At 62.8% G+C, this 19344-nt stretch carries 12 protein-coding genes; 7 read left to right on the plus strand and 5 right to left on the minus strand.

Features of this window, described 5'->3' with window-relative positions; all coding sequences use genetic code 11:
* Positions 1–592: 592 nt before the first annotated feature.
* The 5 genes from HS122_08465 to HS122_08485 form a co-directional block, all read right to left on the minus strand.
* Positions 593–4018 carry a TonB-dependent receptor gene (locus tag HS122_08465; protein ID MBE7538430.1) on the minus strand — a complete coding sequence of 1142 codons (3426 nt, stop codon included), beginning with the start codon at positions 4016–4018 and terminating at the stop codon, positions 593–595.
* A gap of 255 nt (positions 4019–4273) precedes the next feature.
* Positions 4274–5728, minus strand: coding sequence for an APC family permease (locus HS122_08470; protein MBE7538431.1), 1455 nt, complete (start codon positions 5726–5728; stop codon positions 4274–4276).
* A 171-nt stretch (positions 5729–5899) separates the two neighbouring features.
* Positions 5900–6946 carry an SIS domain-containing protein gene (locus HS122_08475; protein ID MBE7538432.1) on the minus strand — a complete coding sequence of 349 codons (1047 nt, stop codon included), beginning with the start codon at positions 6944–6946 and terminating at the stop codon, positions 5900–5902.
* Positions 6947–6989: 43 nt separating this feature from the next.
* On the minus strand, positions 6990–9212 hold the full coding sequence (locus HS122_08480; GenBank protein ID MBE7538433.1) for a hypothetical protein: 2223 nt from the start codon (positions 9210–9212) through the stop codon (positions 6990–6992).
* Between the two features lie 79 nt (positions 9213–9291).
* Complete coding sequence (locus tag HS122_08485; GenBank protein ID MBE7538434.1) at positions 9292–12060, minus strand: hypothetical protein; 2769 nt, start codon at positions 12058–12060, stop codon at positions 9292–9294.
* Positions 12061–12181: 121 nt separating this feature from the next.
* Here HS122_08485 and HS122_08490 point away from each other — a divergent pair, with 121 nt between their 5' ends.
* The 7 genes from HS122_08490 to HS122_08520 all read left to right on the plus strand — a co-directional run bounded on the left by HS122_08490 (position 12182) and on the right by HS122_08520 (position 19312).
* The gene (locus HS122_08490) at positions 12182–14056 is read left to right on the plus strand and encodes a sulfatase-like hydrolase/transferase (protein ID MBE7538435.1); all 1875 of its coding nucleotides are present in this window, start codon (positions 12182–12184) and stop codon (positions 14054–14056) included.
* A 329-nt stretch (positions 14057–14385) separates the two neighbouring features.
* Entirely contained in the window at positions 14386–14487 is a 102-nt protein-coding gene (locus tag HS122_08495; protein ID MBE7538436.1) for an AURKAIP1/COX24 domain-containing protein, read from the plus strand.
* 327 nt (positions 14488–14814) lie between these two features.
* Positions 14815–15858: a hypothetical protein gene (locus HS122_08500; GenBank protein MBE7538437.1), complete on the plus strand. Its 1044-nt coding sequence runs from the start codon at positions 14815–14817 to the stop codon at positions 15856–15858.
* Positions 15830–16462: a hypothetical protein gene (locus HS122_08505; GenBank protein MBE7538438.1), complete on the plus strand. Its 633-nt coding sequence runs from the start codon at positions 15830–15832 to the stop codon at positions 16460–16462. Before HS122_08500 ends, HS122_08505 begins: the two co-directional genes overlap by 29 nt.
* On the plus strand, positions 16459–17025 hold the full coding sequence (locus HS122_08510) for a hypothetical protein (protein MBE7538439.1): 567 nt from the start codon (positions 16459–16461) through the stop codon (positions 17023–17025). The genes HS122_08505 and HS122_08510 overlap by 4 nt, the downstream gene beginning before the upstream one ends.
* Positions 17022–17561 (plus strand): hypothetical protein, encoded by a 540-nt coding sequence (locus tag HS122_08515; protein ID MBE7538440.1) that lies wholly within the window; start codon positions 17022–17024, stop codon positions 17559–17561. The genes HS122_08510 and HS122_08515 overlap by 4 nt, the downstream gene beginning before the upstream one ends.
* Positions 17558–19312 (plus strand): hypothetical protein, encoded by a 1755-nt coding sequence (locus HS122_08520; protein ID MBE7538441.1) that lies wholly within the window; start codon positions 17558–17560, stop codon positions 19310–19312. The genes HS122_08515 and HS122_08520 overlap by 4 nt, the downstream gene beginning before the upstream one ends.
* Positions 19313–19344: the final 32 nt, after the last annotated feature.

Here is a 19344-nt window from a genome sequence, read left to right on the forward strand (position 1 = left end):
GGCGGGTGCGGGTGGCACGCCTGCGGCGGCGGAGAGTTTAACGCGAAGTCGCGGAGTTCGCGGAGAAGAGAAAGCTTGGGTCGCGTTGGAGGGGCACGCTTTGTTGTGCCCTGGGGACGCGCGTGGCGAAACGTCGACGGAGATTTCTCACGCGGAGTCGCGGAGTTCGCGGAGAAGAGAGGGAAGGATGGTAGCGTGGATTGCCGATGGAGGGGCGCGCCTTGTCGTGCCCTGGGGACGGCGCGTGGCGAAACGGCGGCGGAAGATTAAACGCGAAGGCACGAGGACGCGAAGGTGTGAGGGAGTGAGATGGAATAGGTTGGAAGGATATGACGCGGGGCAGCGGGGTTCGCGGAGAAGAGGGGAAGCAGGAAGCGTGAATTGCAATGGGGCACGCTTTGTCGTGCCCGGATTGGGAACGATAGGGGTGTTGGGTGCGAGGCGGTGAAGTGTCGCAGGAGATTGATTGGGGAAATCACCGGCGTGGAGGCGCGACGCGCGTCCCCTGGGCATGACAAAGCATGCCCCTCCAACGGAGGGGGATGCACGCGATAACGGAGCCCCGGGGGGGATGCCCCGTTCTTGATCTGACTCAGAACGTGAACGTGTTGGTCAGGTACCAGCGCTTTTCGGGGGGTAGGCGCACCGTTGAGTACTCGCCCCAGGGCTGGACACCGATCGGAATCACGGAGTCGTCCGCGATGATGTTGCGCGCATTGAGCTGGACCTTCCACTTGATGCGATTTTTCCAGATCGTGCGCTCGTAGCTGACAAAGGCGTCCACGTTGGTCTCGTCGGGGGCGTAGTAGGGATGGGCGAGATCAAGGTTCACAGTTCCGTCGGCATTGCGCGTTGAGGGATAACCTATGCCGAGTTTGTCCTGCCAGCGCACGGCACCGCCAATCGTCCAGCCTTTCAGCTTGTCGCCGAAGATGCCGCCGCGGCCGAAGGAATAGCTGGTGATCAGATTGGCGCGCCATTTGCGCTGCTCGGCGGAGGCGGAGCCCTCCGTGGCGATGGCGGTGGCGAAGGGTACCAGGATGGTGCGGTCCAGCCAGTCGCCAAAGGTCTCGACGTTGAGGGGGTCGCCTGGCAGCCAGCCGACTGGATAGGCGTTGCGTGCGCGATCGCGGAGCTGATTCCAGACCGGCGTCATGGCCGCAATGAAGGACTTCAAGAACGGCAGTGAGTTGTTCTGAATCGTTTCCTGCCTGGCCACGTTGGCGAGGATGCGCCAACTGCGCGTCGGGTTGTAGACGATTTCAAATTCCGTGCCCTTGGCGACAAAGTCGGTGGTGTCCGTGTCGCCCGACAGGGGAACGCGTCCATTAGCTGCGAGGTTGGGGGCTGTGCCTGAAATCCCCCAGCCGTAGAGGCTGCGGAAGTTTGCCGGCAGCGGGCTGAAGAGAAGCTCAATGTCAGCGTTGCGCATGGCAACGAGCTGCGGATTGACGTTGCCTTCCTCACCCCAGAAATCGGCGACTTGAAGGACCGCGTTGTTGACCGCCTGTCCGAAGACCGCGGGACGAAGGCTCTGTCCCTTGACGTTGGTTTCAAACCAGTTCACCCGGAGACTCAGCTTGTTGTCGAGCAGGGACAGGTTGAAGCCGTATTCCTTCGTGTCACCCTCGGGCGAGGCGAGCGGTTCGTTGTAGGGATTCACTCGACCCCCTGAGGGCGTGAAGTTGCTGGATTGGTTGTAGAAGACGCTGAAGTCCGTGCCTGCGGGCAGGCGGATCAGCTTCTGCGGCCAGCGCAGCACGCCGCTGTACGTCATGGTTTCGCCCGCGACGTTGAACGGCGGGGTATGGGCGAAGTCGAGATCATTGAAGCCATAGTGCACCTTGCCGGGATCGTTGGGATCCGAGGGATTGGCCGTGAATGCGATGGATCGCTGGGCAAAGAAATCCTCGTCGCGGCGCCAGCCGATCAGGGACACCAGGTGATCCTGCAACCAGTAGCTTTGCAGCAGGAATGCCTGCGACTTGATGACATCGCGCTGTGCATTGCCGCCGTCGCTGATCTCCACGAGACTCGCTGGCGAGGCGACAATGGAACCCGGATCGGTGGTGCCGGCGGCGCGAACGAAGTAGCTGGCGGGCGTTGCGATGGGGCCGGCTTGGATCAGCGGAACGCGGATGGCTTCAAGCTGGAGTGGATTGTTGTTTCCAATGATCGAGGGGCCGAGGTAGATCGCAGCCCCGGGTCTGCGCGCAAAGGCGTTGATGCTCGCGGTGATGTCCCGGGCGGCGGCTCCGTCGACGGCGAAGCGGTTGCGGTAGCTGATTCCCTCGAAAGCGTTCTCCTCATAGAGCGCGGTCGCCGTATGACGTCCCAGCCACTTTCCCAGCGTGGGACTGACATCCTTGAAGTCGTACTTGAGGAAGCCGGTCGCCCGGTAGGTCTCGCGGTCACTGTAGTTGTTGGTCCAGGTCGACTGGCCGTAGGCGACGGTGAAGGGGCGCCCGTAGTTGGGATTCATCTGGCCGGTGGGCAGCACCTTGTTGACGTCGATAAAGATGTGATTGCCGTTGTTCGACGAGAAGGCCGCATTGCGCGAGCGCCTGTCGATGCGCTGGGAGTCGTAGGCGAGTTCGACGCCGATGCGGTCCTCCCATGCGCGCTGTTCGAACGCCGCATTGAAGGCATGGAAACTGTCGCTTTGCCGGGCCGTCTCGTCGATCATGTGGTTCTGAAAGTCGAAGGCGCTGTAGTCGGTGAAGCCCTGCATCTTGATGCCTGCCGGCGCGAATCCAGGTTGCTGGCCTGGCATGACAAGATTGCCGACGAAGAAGGTTCCGGGAATCTGCCCGATGTTTCTGCTGACAAGAAAACGCATTTGGTCATTCGCAGTATCGCGGTTGAGCACGGCGTTGAAGGTGCCGGCTCGGACAGAGTTGGCGGCTGTACCGGTGGTAACCCGCGTCGCGCTGCGGAAGACCATGTCGGGTATGGTCGCGGAAGGACTCGAATATACTGAAAGGACCTGATCATTGATTTGATCCTGGCCGATGAGCGGACCCTCGAGTGCCGATCCAGCGGCCTGGGTGCGTGCGTTTGGGTTGACGGCTGGGTCATCATAGAATGTCCAGTCGTACCCCTGCCGGCCCGCGTCGATCCAGTAGCTCGACATGCTCTTGAACGGCAGCACCGTTATCGGCCGGTTGGCGTTTGTCCTGCCTGTTTCAAAGTTGGTGCGAAGCACGGTCGAGCGGAATGGCGAGTAGGTTAGCGCGCCGTAGACGCGTTCCTTCTTTTCGAAAGCGGGACGCTGGTTGAAGCGCTCCTCGTCGTGAAGCGCGGTCAGGCGCACGGCCAGCTTCTTCTTGATCAGCACCCGGTTGAAATCGACGGTGTTGCGCAGGCTGCTGTTGTCGCCCACGCGGATTTCGACCTTGTTCTTGTTTTGATTGAGATTCGGACGAAGAAGGGTGCTTTCGACAACTCCCGCTGGGCTGCCCACTCCAAACAGAATGGAGTTTGGGCCGCGGTTGACCGTCACGCTTTCCACATTGTAGCCGTCGGTGGCGATGTCGGTGTTGAAGAATCCGCGCGTGAAATTCGGGGCTCCCAAGCCGCGGGTGCGGCTGCTGCTCTGTGGATTGACGCGCGGCCCGTTGCCGTTGACCTGGGAGTCATTGATGTCGTTCGTGGCGCCTGAAAAATTGCCGATCGCGCCCGCCGCCTCCATGCTTGTTGCATAGACCAAAAGGTCGCTGGAACTTGTGGCACCGATGTCGTCCAGAAAGTCCCTCGTGTAAATGGAGATTGAGGCGCCGATATCCTTGACTGGCGTATTCAGGCGCGTGCCTGCGAGCGTGGATGCCGCCTGGTAGCCGGTATCCTGTGAGGCGCTCACGGTAAACGGGCTCAACTTGTAGACTTCGTCGTCTTCGGCGGGTTTCTCGGAAGGCGAGTTGGTTGGGGGCGAGTTGGTTTGAGCGTGCAGCGATGCCACGAGCAACGCGGCCAGACCGAGGTGTCGGCCACGAGCGAGCAAGGTACGGTGTGTGTTCATTGTGGGTTCAGGTTGGGTTGAGAGTGGGTTGGGTGAAAGGGATTGGTCGATTGCCAGTAAATCGATTTGCGGGACGCGGCATTGGCAGGCATCCGCGGGGATCGGAAGCGATGCGCCGAAAGGCTGGGCGCGGAGGTAACCATCATCGCGATTATGGTATCGGCGGCCGCGTCGACCCGCAACCCACGGAAACACGGGGAGCCAGGAACCCCCGACAACTTGAGCGAGGGATTCAGGCCCCCGGCGATGCGCCGGTCATTGAGCCTCGGGATCCCCCTGTGGCGAATCTGAAGTCCCCGCGGGTGCGGCAAACTCCAGCTTGCGCGTGAATCCGCGGGTGCGCCAGGCGCCGTAGACGGCACCGACGGCCAGCCAGCAGGTTCCGATGGTCAGGCTGAGGCCGGAGAGATTCACCCAGAGGTAGAAGCAGATGAGAAAACCGAGGATGGGTGGAATCAAATATCTCAGGCGACGGTCGCGCGCGCGGATGTAATAGTGGGTCAGGGCGGAGAGATTCACGCCCATGAATCCGAACATCGCGCCGAAATTGAGCAGTTGCGCGCCGAGATCGTAGCCGCGCTGGTCGTAGTCGAGGGCGAACGCGCCGATGAGCGCCACCGCGCCGACGAGGATGATGTTGTTGCTCGGCACGCGTGTGCGCGGGTGCACGTAGCCGAAAAACCTTCTCGGGATGGCGTTGTCGCGCCCCATGCTGTAGAGCAGCCGGCCGGCGCTCATGTGGGCGCCCATGCCCGAGCCGATCGTCGCGATGAGCAGCGCGACGGTCACCAGGACAAACAGCCCTTTCCCCCCCACCAGGCCGGCGACATGGGCGAATGCGTTCTCAAGATTGGGAAACGCCGAGGCCGGGCGCGCCCACACGAGTTGCGCGGTGTAGACCTCGACGGAGGAAAGCACGCCGATGATCAGGCAGACCAGCACCGTGGCGAGGAGCACATTGCGCCGGGGATTGTGCACCTCCTCGGACAGCGTCGAGATGCCGTCGAACCCAATGTACGTGAGTACGGCGAGGGCCGCTCCGCTGGAGAGGGATTTCCACGAGAACGACTCCGGGTCATAGAACGGCCGGGCCAGCGCCGCGGCGTCGAGTGACTGGTCGCGGAGCAGGTGCCGCCAGGCTGCCGCCAGAAAAAGCAGGATCACCAGTCCGAGTCCCCCGCCGATCAGCATGTTTGTGCGTGCGCTGGACTCGATCCCGCGGAGGTTGAGTCCGGTGAAGAGCAGGGCGTAGAAGACGAACCAGACGTGCTCGGGAATCTGATGGATGAAGCTGAGATCCAGTGCCATGCCGGACAGGTGCAGTGTGCCGAGTCCCGCCGTGACATCGAATGTCGCCTTTCCGCACCAGATCACGCAGATCGCCGGATTGATCATGTAGTCGAACATCATGCTCCAGCCGGTCAGGTAGCCCGGCGCGGGATGAAACTCGCGGCTGACGTAGGCGTAGGCGGAACCGGCGTTGGGATAGGCGTTCGCCATGCGCCCGTAGCTCAGGGCGGTGAACAGCATGGCGACCATTCCGATCAGGATGAGCGTGATGACGTGCCCGCCGGCCTTTTCGTAGGCGACGCCGAAGAGTGGCATGGGCGCCGTGGGCTGGATAATGATAACACCGTAGAGAACGAGGGAGCCAAGTCCCAGTGAACGCTTGAGGCTCGGGGCGGCTGACGGGGCTGAGGGGGTCGACATGAGGAAGTGGTGGCGCTGTGGTGAACGCGGCGGAGGAAACGCCTGCCGGAGGAAGGCAAACGATCGGGCGGCAGGGATGCAATGCCCGCCTTGCGCCGATTGACTGCTTTCGAGCGGACGACGCAGAAAGTTCCCCCGCGGTGCAGGCGCCGGGCGCGTGCGGAGGTGTGACTAAAGGACCACGGTGACCTTGGCGGCGCGTTCGAAGTTGCCCGGCACGTGTCCCGCGAGGGCGGCCAGCGCAAGCGAGAGCAGTTGAACGGGCAGCATTTCGAGCATCGGGCGAAGCCGCTCGGGAAGAGCGGGAAGCCGGAAAGGACCGGGCGCGGCTGATTCGCCGATGACAATCGCGTGGCCGCTCATGCGGCGGATGTCGTGCGCGAGGGACTCGTTGAGGTGCACCATCGAGGGATGGCCCGCGAAAACGAGCGCGTAGAGTCCGGGGCCTATGAGTTCGAAAAGGCCGTGGCGGAACTCCGGCGTGCTCATGCCCTCCGCCTGAATGCGGGTGGATTCCTTCAGGATGATCGCGCCTGTTTCGACGGCCGCCAGCGAGGCGCCGCGTCCGGTGAGAAAAAGGTGCCGGAGGTTCGTGAATTCACCCGCGAGCCGGCTGACCTTGGCCTCCCAGTCGGCGTAGTAGTCCCTCACCGCATGCGCGGCCTGGCTGAGCTCGGCGAGAATCGCTTCGATGTTCTCGCCGCACAGCGCGCCGCCCAGCCACTCCAGCGCGGCGAGCGTGCACAAATAGGTCTTGCACGAGACGGAGTGCTCCGGACCCGCCCGGATCACGATGCTGGCGTCCGCACGCCGGGCGAGCGGTGAATCGGCTCCATTGGTGACGCCAATGACGACCGGCTTCGACTTGGACCGTGCGACGATGTCGAGCAGCTCCACGGTTTCCGCGCTCCGTCCGGACTGCGAGACCGCGATGACGAGCGTGCGGGAGTCGAGCAGCGCGGACTGCGCGTAGATGAGTTCGGCGGTCTCGACCACGAAGGCGGTGCGTCCGGCCTGCACCAGGTGAAGGCGCAGCGGATGAACGACGTGCAGGGATGCGCCCATGCCGGTGAGCACGATGCGCTCCGCCGCAAACGCCCCTGCGGGGAGCCGGGGAAGAGAGGACAGGGCCGGCAGCGTGCCGGCAAGCGCGGCCGGCTGTGCGAGAAGGTCGCCCAGATAGGGACCGTTGATTTTCGACGCTGGATCTTTGATCATGAGTGTAGTTGAAAGTCAGATACGGGTGGGCATGACATGCGGATCATTGGCTGGAACGGCCCTGGTAGAGCACGAACTGGGAGTCTCCGCTGATTTTGAAGCCGCCATCCTGGACAATGAGCCAGCTGCGCGGATCGTAGCCAAGATGAAGCGCGCCGACGCCGCTGGTCGCGGCCAGTTGCGGATAGATGCCGGCCAGGATGATGTTGGAGCAGTGGTCGAGTCGGAAGAGCGGCCATCCGGGGCGCATGGCGGCGTTGCCGCTGTAGCCAAAGAGGCGCACGCTGCGGCAATTCTCCATGGAAATGACCGTGTAGGTGCCCTCGGCCTTCATCGAGTAGATGTCCACGTTTTCGGCATCCTTCATTTCGACGATGGTCTCACCGCGGGCGTGGAGCGGATCGATGTGGTAGAAACGCAGCGGTTCGCGGGTGCCGTGAATCAGCAGATGCCGGTAGTCGGGTCCCTGCGCCCACCAGCCCAGAAGGGTCTGCGAATACCAGCGGCCGCCGCCATTGCCGTCGATGACCACCATGGGCTGGCCGATGGCAGGGGCGTTGGGATGCCAGGTCGTGCGGATCGGGTAGATGTTGCGCACAATTGAATTCCGCCCCGCCTGCCAGCGGAGCGCGTAGACCGCTGGGTTGGTCACCGGCAGCACCAGCTTGACCATGGCAAGCATTGAGCGGGCGGAGGCGTCATTGACGGTTTCCACCAATGGCTGGGGATGCGCGAGCGTGCCGAAGGCAGGCGCACCGGGCAGGGGGGTGATGACGCTGATCAGGTTGGTCACGCCGAAAAGCTTTGTGTTCGCCCGCAAGCGCAGCGGCTTCGAGATGCAGTAGGTTCCCTTTGCCAGAAAGACCGCGTCGTGGGCGTCGATGGCCCCCTGCAAGGCGGCGGTGTCGTCCTTCACCCCATCGCCCGCGGCGTGCCAGGGTGCGGAGCGGACATTGGCGACACCGGGCGAGAACCAGTCCGGCTGGCCGGGAAAACGATGACGCGACAACAGGTCCGCGGGAGGTGGTGCGGGGCTTCCGATTTCGATGAGTGGGGTTTCCTGTCGCCGGCCTTCAATCCAGAGCGGATCCCTGCGCAGATCGCCACCCAGGAAATCGGGCGCCTTGACCGCTCCGCCCCAGATGCCGCGTCTGACGTGCGTCCATCCGGCGGCGTTGCCTGCGAGCGGCGCTTGATCCGCGATGCGGGCGATCGTAGCTGCATTTTCGAACCAGGTGTTGTCCAGCACCACCGAACGCGGCGTGGCGATTGGCGGCTCCCCTTCATGGGTGCGCACGATGCTGTCGATGACATTGATTCCGGCATCCCAGCGGGACGCGCCCAGTTTTCCGCGGATGGGCGCGCCCCGGATGTCGGCGCCGACAACGGTCAATGGACCGCGTCCGCTGTAGAATATCGACGCCTCGGTCTGGTCGCGCAGAACGGCGTTGCTCACCAGTGGCGACGGCTGTGTGCCGGTCAGGTAGAGCCCGTAGCGTCCTCCCGTCACGCGGACCGCATGTGTGGCGCCACCCGAGCCGGGTATGCTCAGGATTCCGGCGAAGGCGCCGGCCGCCTTCACCGAGACATCCTCGATCGTGGATCCTTCGGCCCCGCGGTGGTCGATGGCCGCGGCTCCGGGGTTTCCTTCGCCGAGCTCGAAGTCGACGCTGAGGACCTTCTGGTTGAAATTGATGTTCGGCTGCGACTCGGTCGGCACCGGTTGGGGGCCGGTCTCGCGGCGCGCCCAGAAATAAATCACGGGCTTCGGCTTCCCGGCGTCCTGAAAACCGGGCGCATGGTCGGCGAGGACAATGACCGCGCGTTCACCCTCCGTGGGTCCGACGATCACGCATGGGTAGTTGAATGATGGATACGCAACCCAGGGGTCCGACTGACCCTCGTAGCACCAATGGTCCCATTTCACGGTGCCCATGACCGCCTCGATTGTGTCGGACACCAGATAGCGGCCGGCGGGGAGGTAGGTGACAAGCTGAGCGTCACGCGCGTCACTCACCGCCGACTGTATCGCCGCCGTGGAATCGCGTTTGCCTGTCGGATCGGCGAGGTAGGGCGCCTGGGTCACGTCCAGGAAGCCCTGCGCGGCAAGCTTCGGATCGCCGTAGTTGGCGAGAATGAGGCGGGCAGCCTCGCGCACTTCGGATTCGGTGCGAATGGGCTTCTCGCGATTGTCCTTCGCGCCGAGCACGCCGGCACCGATGGCTGCAAGGATCAGAGTGGAAGAAATGGGACTGAGCAGATGCATGCGGATCGGTGGTGATGATAGAGGACCTTGGTGACGGGGTTCTTTTTCGAGAGGTCGACTGGCGCTTGAGGCACTGCCTTCAAGAGCCGGGGGCGAGGCTGTCCGACCTGGCCACCTCGATCAGCCGAAATGCGCCCGCAGGCACGTTTATGGGACCGATCCGGTCGAGAGGGCCGAGATTCTTTCCCGTCAGCCGATCGGTGGCAATCCAGGTGCCCGGCAAATGGGCTGAGATGCGCACGTTCCGGTCTGACGGATCGATCCAGCCGGGATCAATGAGCGAGATGAGGTGGCGGCCAGGTGAGAGCTCAATGTCCTGATGGAGGACGCGGCCCTCGACGAGAAACGGGAGCTGAGCCGCGCCTGCAGCCAGTTCTGCGGAGATTTCGCTGCGGGCCTCGTCCAACGAACGGGCGTGACCGTCCTTCTCGAGCGCATCGCCGTCAGTGCTCCAAATCGATTTCCACGGAGCATGCGGATCGGTTTTTCCGCCAGGAATGAGTGCGACGAAACCGTGTGGGGCGGTGATGGGAAGGTGGGTGGCGTCGCGGCGTGTGCGTCCCCAGAGGTAGGTTGAAACATCCGTGGGGGGCAGCGGTGCCATGCCCCAGTAGGCATCGAGGCGGTCGAAGGCCCATGGCTGTGAGTCCGTGGCGTCGACACCCCAGTCCTGCATCTGGTGATAGTTGCCGCCGTGCGTGACGAAACGTTTTGACGGGACGTTCATCACCAGCGCGACGGGCGAGATGGCGCGCACCTGGTCCCGGCGCGGAGGCGTGATCGCACCGCGACCGAGCAGGTCGAGAAAGATCCCCGCTCCCTCGATGCCCGTGATCGTCCAGTCGGTGCTTCTCCGATCGCGTTCTCCATTCAGGAACATGAAGACCTTCGCCCCCATGAGCGCCTGGCTGACGAAGTAGCGGAGCGACGGGTGACCGCTCATGGGGTATTCCCACTCCCAGGCACGACTGAAGCTGTACCAGTCGGCGCTGCAGCGGCTGGCCCAGTTGTCGACCTGGCCGTCCAGCCAGAGGCCGACGCGCGCGGCGAGATTGACGTCGGGGCTGCGCGAGTTGCTGTCCTCGACGGCGGGCACGATGACGGAGCGGTAGCGGCCGTTGAAGATCATGTCGCGCACGCGGGGATTGGCGGGCCATTCCGCCCACCAGACGCCCTTGTTGCGCGGGATGAATCGTTTTCCGTGGCGGAGGCAGAGTTCGAGGATCGGACGGATGAAGTGCTCCATGTAGTAGGGCACCTGGTCGGGCTGGGAGTCCTCGGCGCTGATGAAGCCCATCAACATTTCCGGCGCGGCATCGAGCATCGCGGCGACTGTCGCCACCTCGAGGTGCGGGGAACAGGCGTGACCGACCTGCACCCAGAACGGGCATCCGGCGTCCTCGAGGGTCTTTGCCGCGGCGACGATCTGCGCGCGCGTCAGATCATGGGCGAGCCTTCGATCGCGGCTCCAGGGTTTGCCATCGGGACGCAGAAGCGGGGCGTTCTCTCCCGGCCAGAAGGCGGTCGCGAAGCGCACGCGCGGATAGGGGAATCGCTTCTGGTAGGCACGGACCTCGGCGATCCAGTTGTCGAACTTCCGCGGATTCCAGCCGTTCCAGATCGTGTGATTGACGATCACATCGAACGGACCGTCAGCTCCCGGCAGCGGCGGACCCTTCCACTCGCGCGCGATTCCGCCGAGGTTTTTCAGCGTGACGCCGATTTGCTTCATCTCGTTCTGGCGGCCGAGCAATTCGAGCGACTTCTCCCATCCGCGTTCGAAGGTCAGACGGTAGAGGCTGTCATCGCCATTCGGACTGGATCCCAGAATGACGCTGCCAAAGGGCGCGCCGGGCAGGACGGCTGCCGCCGTGAAACCGATCGGGGCCGTCGCGCCGCCGATTTCCCGCGCAGCGCTGTCGAGCAGCCGCAAAGTTGATCCCTCGATGAGAATGAGCTCCTTTCCCGGGGAGGAGTGAACGTCCCCTTGGGCGAAAAGACGCATGGTGTAGTGTGTGGAGTAGCTCGACTGCGGAAACCGGTCGGGCAGCGCGGTGGATTTCCAGGCTCCGTTTTCAAGACGGCAGAGGGCCGGGGTGAAAATGAACTCCGCAAGACCATCTTGGTTGAGATCGGCGGCGATGCCATTGGCCGAGCGCAGACTCAGGAGCGGATCGCCGACGTGGGTGCCGAGAGACAGGCCCGCAGCCATCGGCCCGAGCTGCGGACCTTTGAAGCACTGCACATCCTGCTTGTTGCCGCGGATCACGAGGGCCGCAATCTCGTCCGCCCCATCACCGTCGAAATCACCGGCCCGCATCACGCGGATAAATCCGTCGACGCCTGCGGCGGCGAGTTTCGTGCCATCGGATGAAAAGGCGGTGACTTCGCGCGAAATTCCACCCGCGAGAACGACAGGGGTTTTTCCATCGAGCCGGGCGATGGCCACTTGATAGACCGGTGCGTGCAGGTCGGCGGTCCAGCGCTTCCTGCCCGCAAGGTCGAGCACGGTGACGCCGCCGTCGGCGCTGGCGGCGACAATCTCATCGCTGCCGTCGCCATCGAGGTCTCCTGATGCGAGATCGAACACGAAGCCACCAACGGGCGCATCCCAGAGGTGCCGGCCGTCGATGGAAAAGGCGCAGATCCGATTGTCGTAGGTTGAGCCGACGATCAGATCCGAATTCGATCCCGCGTTGGTATGCGCGATCGTGAGCCGGTAGATATTGCGTCCGTGGGTGGGAATGACTTCGACGCGGGCCGATGCCGCTATTGCGGCCAGCAGGAAAGCGACGGAGGCCAGTCCGCGGCGGAGGAGTCCGGCGGTAGTCGGTGACGCGGGCATCATGACCATCCTACCGGCAAAGTGGTGCGGGATTCAACCCACGCGATTTCGTGGATTGCAGTTCAAGGGGTCGCACACTAGCCTCTTGCACTCTCCCCCGTCGGCCTTTCGGAATTGGGGAACAATGATTGATTCCCGACTTCTCATGGTTATGCGCATCGCCTCCCTGCTGCTTGCATCGCTCACAATGGCCACGGTCGCAATGGGTGCGCCGGACCGCCCAAACATCCTCTGGCTCACGAGCGAGGATCATGGACAGGAGATGGGCTGCTATGGAGACAAGCTTGCGCGCACGCCAAATGTCGACGCGCTCGCGGCCAAAGGCATGCATTTCCGCTTTGCCTGGTCGAATCATCCGGTCTGTGCGCCGGCGCGCACGGCCATCATCACCGGGCTCTTCGGCGAAAGTTCCGGAGGCATAAACATGCGATCGATGGTGCCGCTTCAGCCTGGTGTCCGCCTTTTCCCGGAGTACCTGCGGGAGGCGGGCTACTATTGCGTGAACAATTCCAAGGAGGACTACAATGTTCCGAAGACCTCGGGCACCTGGGATGTTTCATCGAAGGATGCCCACTGGCGCAATTGTCCGGCGGGGCATCCCTTTTTCTCGGTGTTCAATTCGTTGAAGAGCCATGAGAGCCAGATACGTTCGAAGCAGGCCAGCCTGCCTGGCGGCATCATCACCGATCCGGCGAAGGTGCGCGTGCCGGCCTTTCATCCGGACACGCCCGAGGTTCGGAAGGACTGGGCGCGCTATTACGACATCGTGAGCGCGGCCGACGCCGATGCCGGAGCGCACCTGCGCGAGCTCGCGGCGGCGGGGCTGGAGGATGACACGATTGTGATCTATTTCGGAGATCACGGCAGTGGCATGCCCCGCTACAAGCGCTGGCCGGGCGACTCCGGACTGCGTGTTCCCCTGGTGGTTTACATCCCAGAGAAGTGGCGCAGCCTCGCGCCGTCGGACTATGCGCCGGGGGCGGTTTCCGACCGTCTGGTGAGCTTCGTCGACCTTGCCCCCACCATGCTGAGTCTTGCCGGTGTAAAGCCGCCCGCGTGGATGCAGGGAAGCGCCTTTGCGGGCCGGTACATCGCACCGGGCCCCAAGTATCTTTTTGGCGGACGAGACCGCATGGACGAATGCCTGGATGTCGCCCGCAGTGTGACCGACGGACGTTATGTCTACATTCGGAACTACTATCCCTTCCTCTCCGACGGACAGCACATCGCCTATCAGTTTGAAACCCCGACCACGCGCATCTGGAGGCAGTGGTTTGATGAAGGCCGCACCAACGAGGCGCAGAGCGCGTTCTGGCGGACACCGCGTCCCGCGGAGGAGCTTTTCGATCTGACGACGGACAGGGATGAAGTGCGCAACCTTGCCGGATCGCCGGCCCACGCGGAGGAGCTGGCGCGTTTTCGCCAGGCGCTGCGTGCGCATCAGCTTGAGGTCCGTGACATCGCGATGCTGCCGGAGGGGGAGATGCGCGCCCGACTTGTCGCGCACGAGCCGGTTCCGGAACTGGAGCGAGTCATCGAGACAGCGGACCTTGCGTCGCGCGCGTCGCCGAATGAACGCAGTGAACTCATCAAGCGCCTGTACGACCCGGCTTCCGCGGTGCGCAGCTGGGCGGCGCTGGGATGTCTCATCCAGGGGCCGGCGATGGTGAAGGCGGCGGCCGGTCCGCTGTCAGTGGCGCTGGCTGACTCATCGCCCCATGTGCGCATTTCCGCGGCGCGGGCGCTGGCGCGTTATGGCACTGCGGAGGAGGTGAAATCCGCGCTGGAGACGCTGCGCGAACTCGCGCCGCCGGACGTGAACGGGTTCTTTGTCGCCTTGGAGGCGCTCAATGCAATCAACGACCTTGGCGTCCGCGCCGGAGACCTTCGCGCCTGGGCCTCCCGCCTGAGCGCCGACATCCCGTATCCAAACGAACGATACGATTCCTACCTGCCCAATGTCATTGGAAAACTCGGACAGCCGCCCGAGGGACGATAGGGCCGGGGGCGACCGCCGACGGCCCCGATCCTGAAGGGGTCAGCCCCTAATGTTTGTGGTTGATCTTGGCGCACCTGGTATTGTCGCGGACTTTCGCAATGTGGCTTTGGGCGTTCTTGGTGGTGAGCGCGCTTGCTGCATCGCGCCATGCCAATGGGGTTGCTTAGTTTGTTAGGCCTTGATTGTCTGAGGGCTGTCGTGGGCTGGGGTAGAGGAGGGCCCCGCACCTTCAGGTGCTGACATTGCGATGCGGGGCCTGCAGGGTTGGAAATTGAGGCTTTACACCATGGGCGGGGACAGGCACTTCCTTACCTTTCAACACTCTCACCATGGGCAATCTGAAGAAGAAGCGTCGTCTCAAGATGAACAAGCACAAGCGCCGGAAGCGCTTGAAATCGAATCGCCACAAGAAGCGCACGTGGCAGAAGTGAGCGCCGGCTGCGCGATTATTTGAGGTCCGGGTGGCCTCGCCGATTTTCGACCCGCTGCATGATCGCAGCGGGTTTTTCTTTTTTTTGACAGAAGCCTCCAGGAGCTGATCCCGGATCGTTTGCACAGTTTTAGCAAAGCCGGTTAAGTTCTGGTAAATGCGGGTATTACGCAGGGGCTGAACCTCAAAATGGTTTGCCCGACGGGGTGGTGCGCCGATTCGTCGTGGAATCGAATCAACGCGTCCACTCACCATGCGACTCCGGCCAGACCAAACGACCTTAAGCTTCGCAGGACCCCGTGCCGTATAGGGGCGCGTAGCGACCGTCATGCTATTTTCCACCAAACCCAAAGGCTTCTTCATCGACTGGAACGATCATGGAACATTCGTTGCCCGCACCAGCGGCCCGATTCCGCCATTCGTAGTCGAGGAGTTGCGAGAAGTTCCGTCCGGCGAGGCCACCGCGCTTGCCGAAACGCTGAAGCAGCTTCAGCCAAAACGGAGCCAGACCGGATTTGTCCATGCCACCGTGGGCATGCATTCCGACCAGCGTTTGCTGCGTCGCGCCACCCTTGAGGTTAAGCGCGTCAAGGAAACGGGCTATCTGGATGAAGTGCTTCAGACGCAGTTCAAGGTCGAGCCTGACAAGTTCATTGCGGCTGTTCTCAACGCCAGTGACGGGGCGGAGTACGACATGGCCAAGGCCACCCAGAAGGATGTCCTCTTTTGCGGCGTGCCCCAGGAGGAGGTCATTACCTTTCAGGACACCGTGCTCGCCAAGGGCATTTATCCGGAGCGGGTGGAAATCGGTTCACTGGCGGTCATTGGTGCGCTCGTCGATTACCTGAGCTACACGCAGTCGAAGGTTCCGACGCTGGTGCTCGAACTCGGCTACGACACGACGCATTCCTTCATCATTTCGGCGGGCGGAGTGGACTCCTCGCGCCCGATTCCGATCGGTCTGTCCTCGATGATTCCCGTCGTTCAGAAGGAACTCGGCCTGAAGGACGAGGAATCCGCCAAGCGGCTCTTTTATTCGAACACGTTTGATTTCACCGGCATGGGCGCGCAGCTCATCCGGCGTCTGCTCACGGAACTGCAGTCCTCGATCGGCTTCTACGAGGTCCAGACGGGTCTGACCGTGGGACAGGTGGTGTGCACCCAGCTTCCGCTCAAGCTCAATTGGATCGCCGACGTGATTGCGACCCAGCTTGCGGTGAGGTCGCTCCGCCTCGATGTGGTTCCCTGGCTTCACGCCCGCAGCATCACGCTTGCGGATTCCCCCAACTCCCTGGCCGCCGATTCCCGCTGGCTCGGCGTATTCAGCCTGATGGTACAGTACCATGCCCTCGCTTCTGAAAAGAAAGACTGAGAAGGGGCAGATGCCTCTCGTGCCTTCCTGGCATCCGAACTTCCGCAATTTCGAGCGGTTGCCGGACACGAAGGCCGTGCGCACCTCGTTCTTTGTGAACGGCGTGGCGGTGGTCATCGCCATCTCGCTGCTCCTCGTTTTTGCGTACCAGGAGTACGCGCTGCATGTGCTCAAGCGCCAGGTGGGCGAGTGGGAGGCGCGCATCGATCGCGATCAGAAGCCAAGCGCCGTCGCGGTTGCCGAGTACAAGAAGTTCCAGGCTGAGGAGAAAAACGCCGCCGAACTGGAGGCATTTGTCAGCAGTCCGGTCGTCCTTTCCTCGCTGCTGCTCGACCTCGGCCGCACACTGCCGCCCCGCATCGCGCTGCTCAATGTCATCTATCGGCTGGACGGAGTGAATCTGCGCGGAGTCGTCCGTGGTGCGGGTGACCGCGCCAGTGGCGAGGTGGCCGCCTACGTGCAGAAGCTCAAGAAGGAGCCCGCCTTCAGCACGGTGTTTGACAACGTCTCCCAGTCCGCGCTGGGCCGCGATTCGCAGGGGGACCGGCTTTCGTTCGAGTTGTTCATGAAGTTCAAGGGCGCGTCCGCCCCGGCAAGAAAATGAGCAAGGACAAGACATCACCCGGCTTTCTGAAAAAGCATCCGCTGAGCGTCGGCTGCGCGCTGCTGAGCGCGCTGCTCATCGCGGGGATCATTTATCGCCGGGATGCGATGCCGGCCACGGTCACGGATCTTGAGGAGAAGACGGCGAAGGGCGAAAGGCTCACGGCCAACCTCACCAACTCCAACCAGCTCGTCGAACAGAGGGACGCGATGGCAAAGGTCAACGCCCTCGTTGCCGGCCGCCTCGTCAAGGCGTCGGAGCTCGCGAAGAACCTGCAGTATTTCTATCGCATGGAGGCCGAGACGGCGACGAAGTTCATCGAGCTTCGCCAGCAGGCGTCGCCGACGTCGGTCAAGCCGGGCAATGCGTATCTTTCCGTGCCCTATACGATGACCGTCGAGGGCAGCTACCTGCAGCTAGTGACCCTGCTGCGGCGCCTGGAGAATGGCGTCCATTTCTGCCGGATTCTGAATGCGACGATCACCCGCGGCGCGGGTGATCCGGCCAGCACCGTGAGTCCGCTGACACTGACCATGAACCTCGAACTTCTCGGCCAGCCATGAGCAGGCTCACGGCAGGACTTCCCTTGATTTTGCTCGCGACAGGCATTGCGGGTGGTTCGCTTGCGGCCGCGCCGGCGCGGGGCATCAAGGCGGACATCAATCCAACGGCCGCACGCGCGGCCATGCTGGAGAAGGCGCAGAGGCTCACCCGTCAGACGGAGGTTGCCAACCTGCCGGCGACGACGGTGGATCCCTTCAACCCGGCCAGCTTCAACGCCCCTGATCCGGAGGAACTGCGACTTGCCGCCGAAGCCGCAAGACGCGCCAGACCGGTGGCAGGCCCGCGCGTGGCCTCCGATCGCGATCTGCTCATTGCGATCGCCGCACAGATCAAACCCACCGGCACAATGAGCCTTGGCGGTGAAGCGATCCTTCTCGTCGGCTCCCACAAGATTCGTGTCGGGGAAACCATTTCGGCCTCTTACGAGGAGAAACCGATCGCCGTCACGGTGACCGCGATTGATCGCAACAGCTTCAGTCTCCGCCTCAACGGCGAAGAATTTACTCGTCCAATCAAATCAGGATCAAATCCATGAGAACCCGCCTGCTGCTCCTCGCGCTGCTTTCCAATGCAGCCATGCCGCTCCTCCGTTCGCAAACGCCAGCGGCGGTGGAAAGCCCGTCCGCTCCCAATCCCGATGCGCCTGCCGCCGCTGCCGCGCCTGCACCGGCGGATCCAGCCGCAGCGCCCGCCGTGACACTTGCACCGGTGGAGACCGCGCCTCCCGCGACCAAGACCAAGGACACGCTGTCCGTCGACTTCCCGGATGAGGAGATTCGCTCCGTCCTGCGCAATGTCGCCGACCTGTTCGAGCTGAATCTTGTCATTCCGGAGACGCTCCAGGGAAAGACCTCCGTCAAGCTGCGCGATGTCACCTGGCGCCAGATCTTCCAGGTGGTGCTGTCGCCGGTTGGCTACACCTTCGTTGAGGACGGAAACATCATCAAGATCGTCACATCGGAGTCCCTGAATCTGGAGCCCGTCACGACGGATGTGTTCATTCTCAACTACGCCAAGGCCGAGGACATCAAGAAATCCGTCGAGCCCCTGGTTGAAGCCGCCGCCGGCGGCCGAGTGATCGTGGATTCGCGCAGCAATGCGCTCGTCATCTCCGAGAGGCCGACCCGCCTGAGCCGCGTGCGCTCCATCATAGAGCGCCTCGACCGTCCCACCGAACAGGTGGTGATTGAGTCCAAGTTCGTCGAGGTCTCCGACCGCGACGTCAAGAATCTCGGCGTCAAGTGGAGCTCCCTTGCGAACTACAACATCAGCGCGGGTCCCTTCAGCCAGAACTTCTCCCGCCAGCGCACGGGTGGATACAACAACTCGAGCGACAACTCATCGTCGACAACGGGTATCACGAACAACTCGTCGTCCGCGGGCTCCAGCAGTTCGAACTCAGTCGCATCGGTCAACGGTGCCGTCACCGGCACGTCCACGACGGGCTCCAGCCTGAGCCTGAGCAATGATGGCAAAAACGGCACGAGCGACGCCTTCACCGCGCTTCAGGGGCTGGTTAGCGGCGGCAACACCTCGCGCCTGGCCACGGCTCTGTTCAGCGCCGATCAGCTCCAGGTTGTCCTGAGTGCGCTGCAGACGCTGTCCGACATCAAGGTCGTTTCCAATCCCACTGTCGTGACCCTCAACAACACGGAGTCCTCCATCAATGTGGGCGAGGAGTTCCCGATTCCGAACTACACCTACAACCAGGAGCGCGGCACGTTCGAGGTCTCGGGCTTCCAGTACCGCCCGATTGGCATTCTTCTCAAGGTCACCCCGCAGGTGAACAGCCAGGGTTTCATCAAGCTCACGCTCGAGCCTGAGGTCAGCCAGCGCAACGGCGAGACCTCGTTCGGCGGCGCGGGTGGAGCCCAGATTCCGATCATTGCCACGCGCAAGGCCAAGACCCAGGTGTCATTGAAGGATGGATACACGATGGGCCTTGGCGGGCTCCTGACCTCCCGCTCCGAGGATGCGTCCTCCAAGGTTCCGCTTCTGGGGAGCATCCCGATCATCGGCCGCGCCTTCAAATCCAAGAATCGCGACCAGTCGATGACCAACCTCGTCATCTTCATCACGGCAAAAACCGTCGCCGCGGATGGCGCCCCCATCACCGAGGTCTTCGATTCGCGCAACATCCGCCGCATGAACATCAAGAAAGAGGACCTTCCCGGCTACCGCGATCCGTCCGATCCGTTCGCGCCCCTGCCCGAGCCGGAACCGGTCGCGAAGAAGTCCTTCTTCCACCGCAGCTCCTCCGCTGATCAGTCGGTCAGGAACAACTAAGCCGGGTGTTTTCATCCGAGCTTCACTCCAAC

The organism is Opitutaceae bacterium (assembly GCA_015075305.1).
In the GTDB taxonomy this organism is placed as follows: Bacteria; Verrucomicrobiota; Verrucomicrobiia; order Opitutales; family Opitutaceae; genus UBA6669.

Bases quoted from the DNA above. Each gene is read 5' to 3' on its own strand.
- HS122_08510 (MBE7538439.1), top strand. From the start codon at position 16,459: ATGAGCAAGGACAAGACATCACCCGGCTTTCTGAAAAAGCATCCGCTG.
- HS122_08470 (MBE7538431.1), bottom strand. From the start codon at position 5,728: ATGTCGACCCCCTCAGCCCCGTCAGCCGCCCCGAGCCTCAAGCGTTCA.
- HS122_08500 (MBE7538437.1), top strand. From the start codon at position 14,815: ATGCTATTTTCCACCAAACCCAAAGGCTTCTTCATCGACTGGAACGAT.
- HS122_08475 (MBE7538432.1), bottom strand. From the start codon at position 6,946: ATGATCAAAGATCCAGCGTCGAAAATCAACGGTCCCTATCTGGGCGAC.
- HS122_08520 (MBE7538441.1), top strand. From the start codon at position 17,558: ATGAGAACCCGCCTGCTGCTCCTCGCGCTGCTTTCCAATGCAGCCATG.
- HS122_08495 (MBE7538436.1), top strand. From the start codon at position 14,386: ATGGGCAATCTGAAGAAGAAGCGTCGTCTCAAGATGAACAAGCACAAG.
- HS122_08515 (MBE7538440.1), top strand. From the start codon at position 17,022: ATGAGCAGGCTCACGGCAGGACTTCCCTTGATTTTGCTCGCGACAGGC.
- HS122_08505 (MBE7538438.1), top strand. From the start codon at position 15,830: ATGCCCTCGCTTCTGAAAAGAAAGACTGAGAAGGGGCAGATGCCTCTC.
- HS122_08480 (MBE7538433.1), bottom strand. From the start codon at position 9,212: ATGCATCTGCTCAGTCCCATTTCTTCCACTCTGATCCTTGCAGCCATC.
- HS122_08485 (MBE7538434.1), bottom strand. From the start codon at position 12,060: ATGATGCCCGCGTCACCGACTACCGCCGGACTCCTCCGCCGCGGACTG.
- HS122_08490 (MBE7538435.1), top strand. From the start codon at position 12,182: ATGATTGATTCCCGACTTCTCATGGTTATGCGCATCGCCTCCCTGCTG.
- HS122_08465 (MBE7538430.1), bottom strand. From the start codon at position 4,018: ATGAACACACACCGTACCTTGCTCGCTCGTGGCCGACACCTCGGTCTG.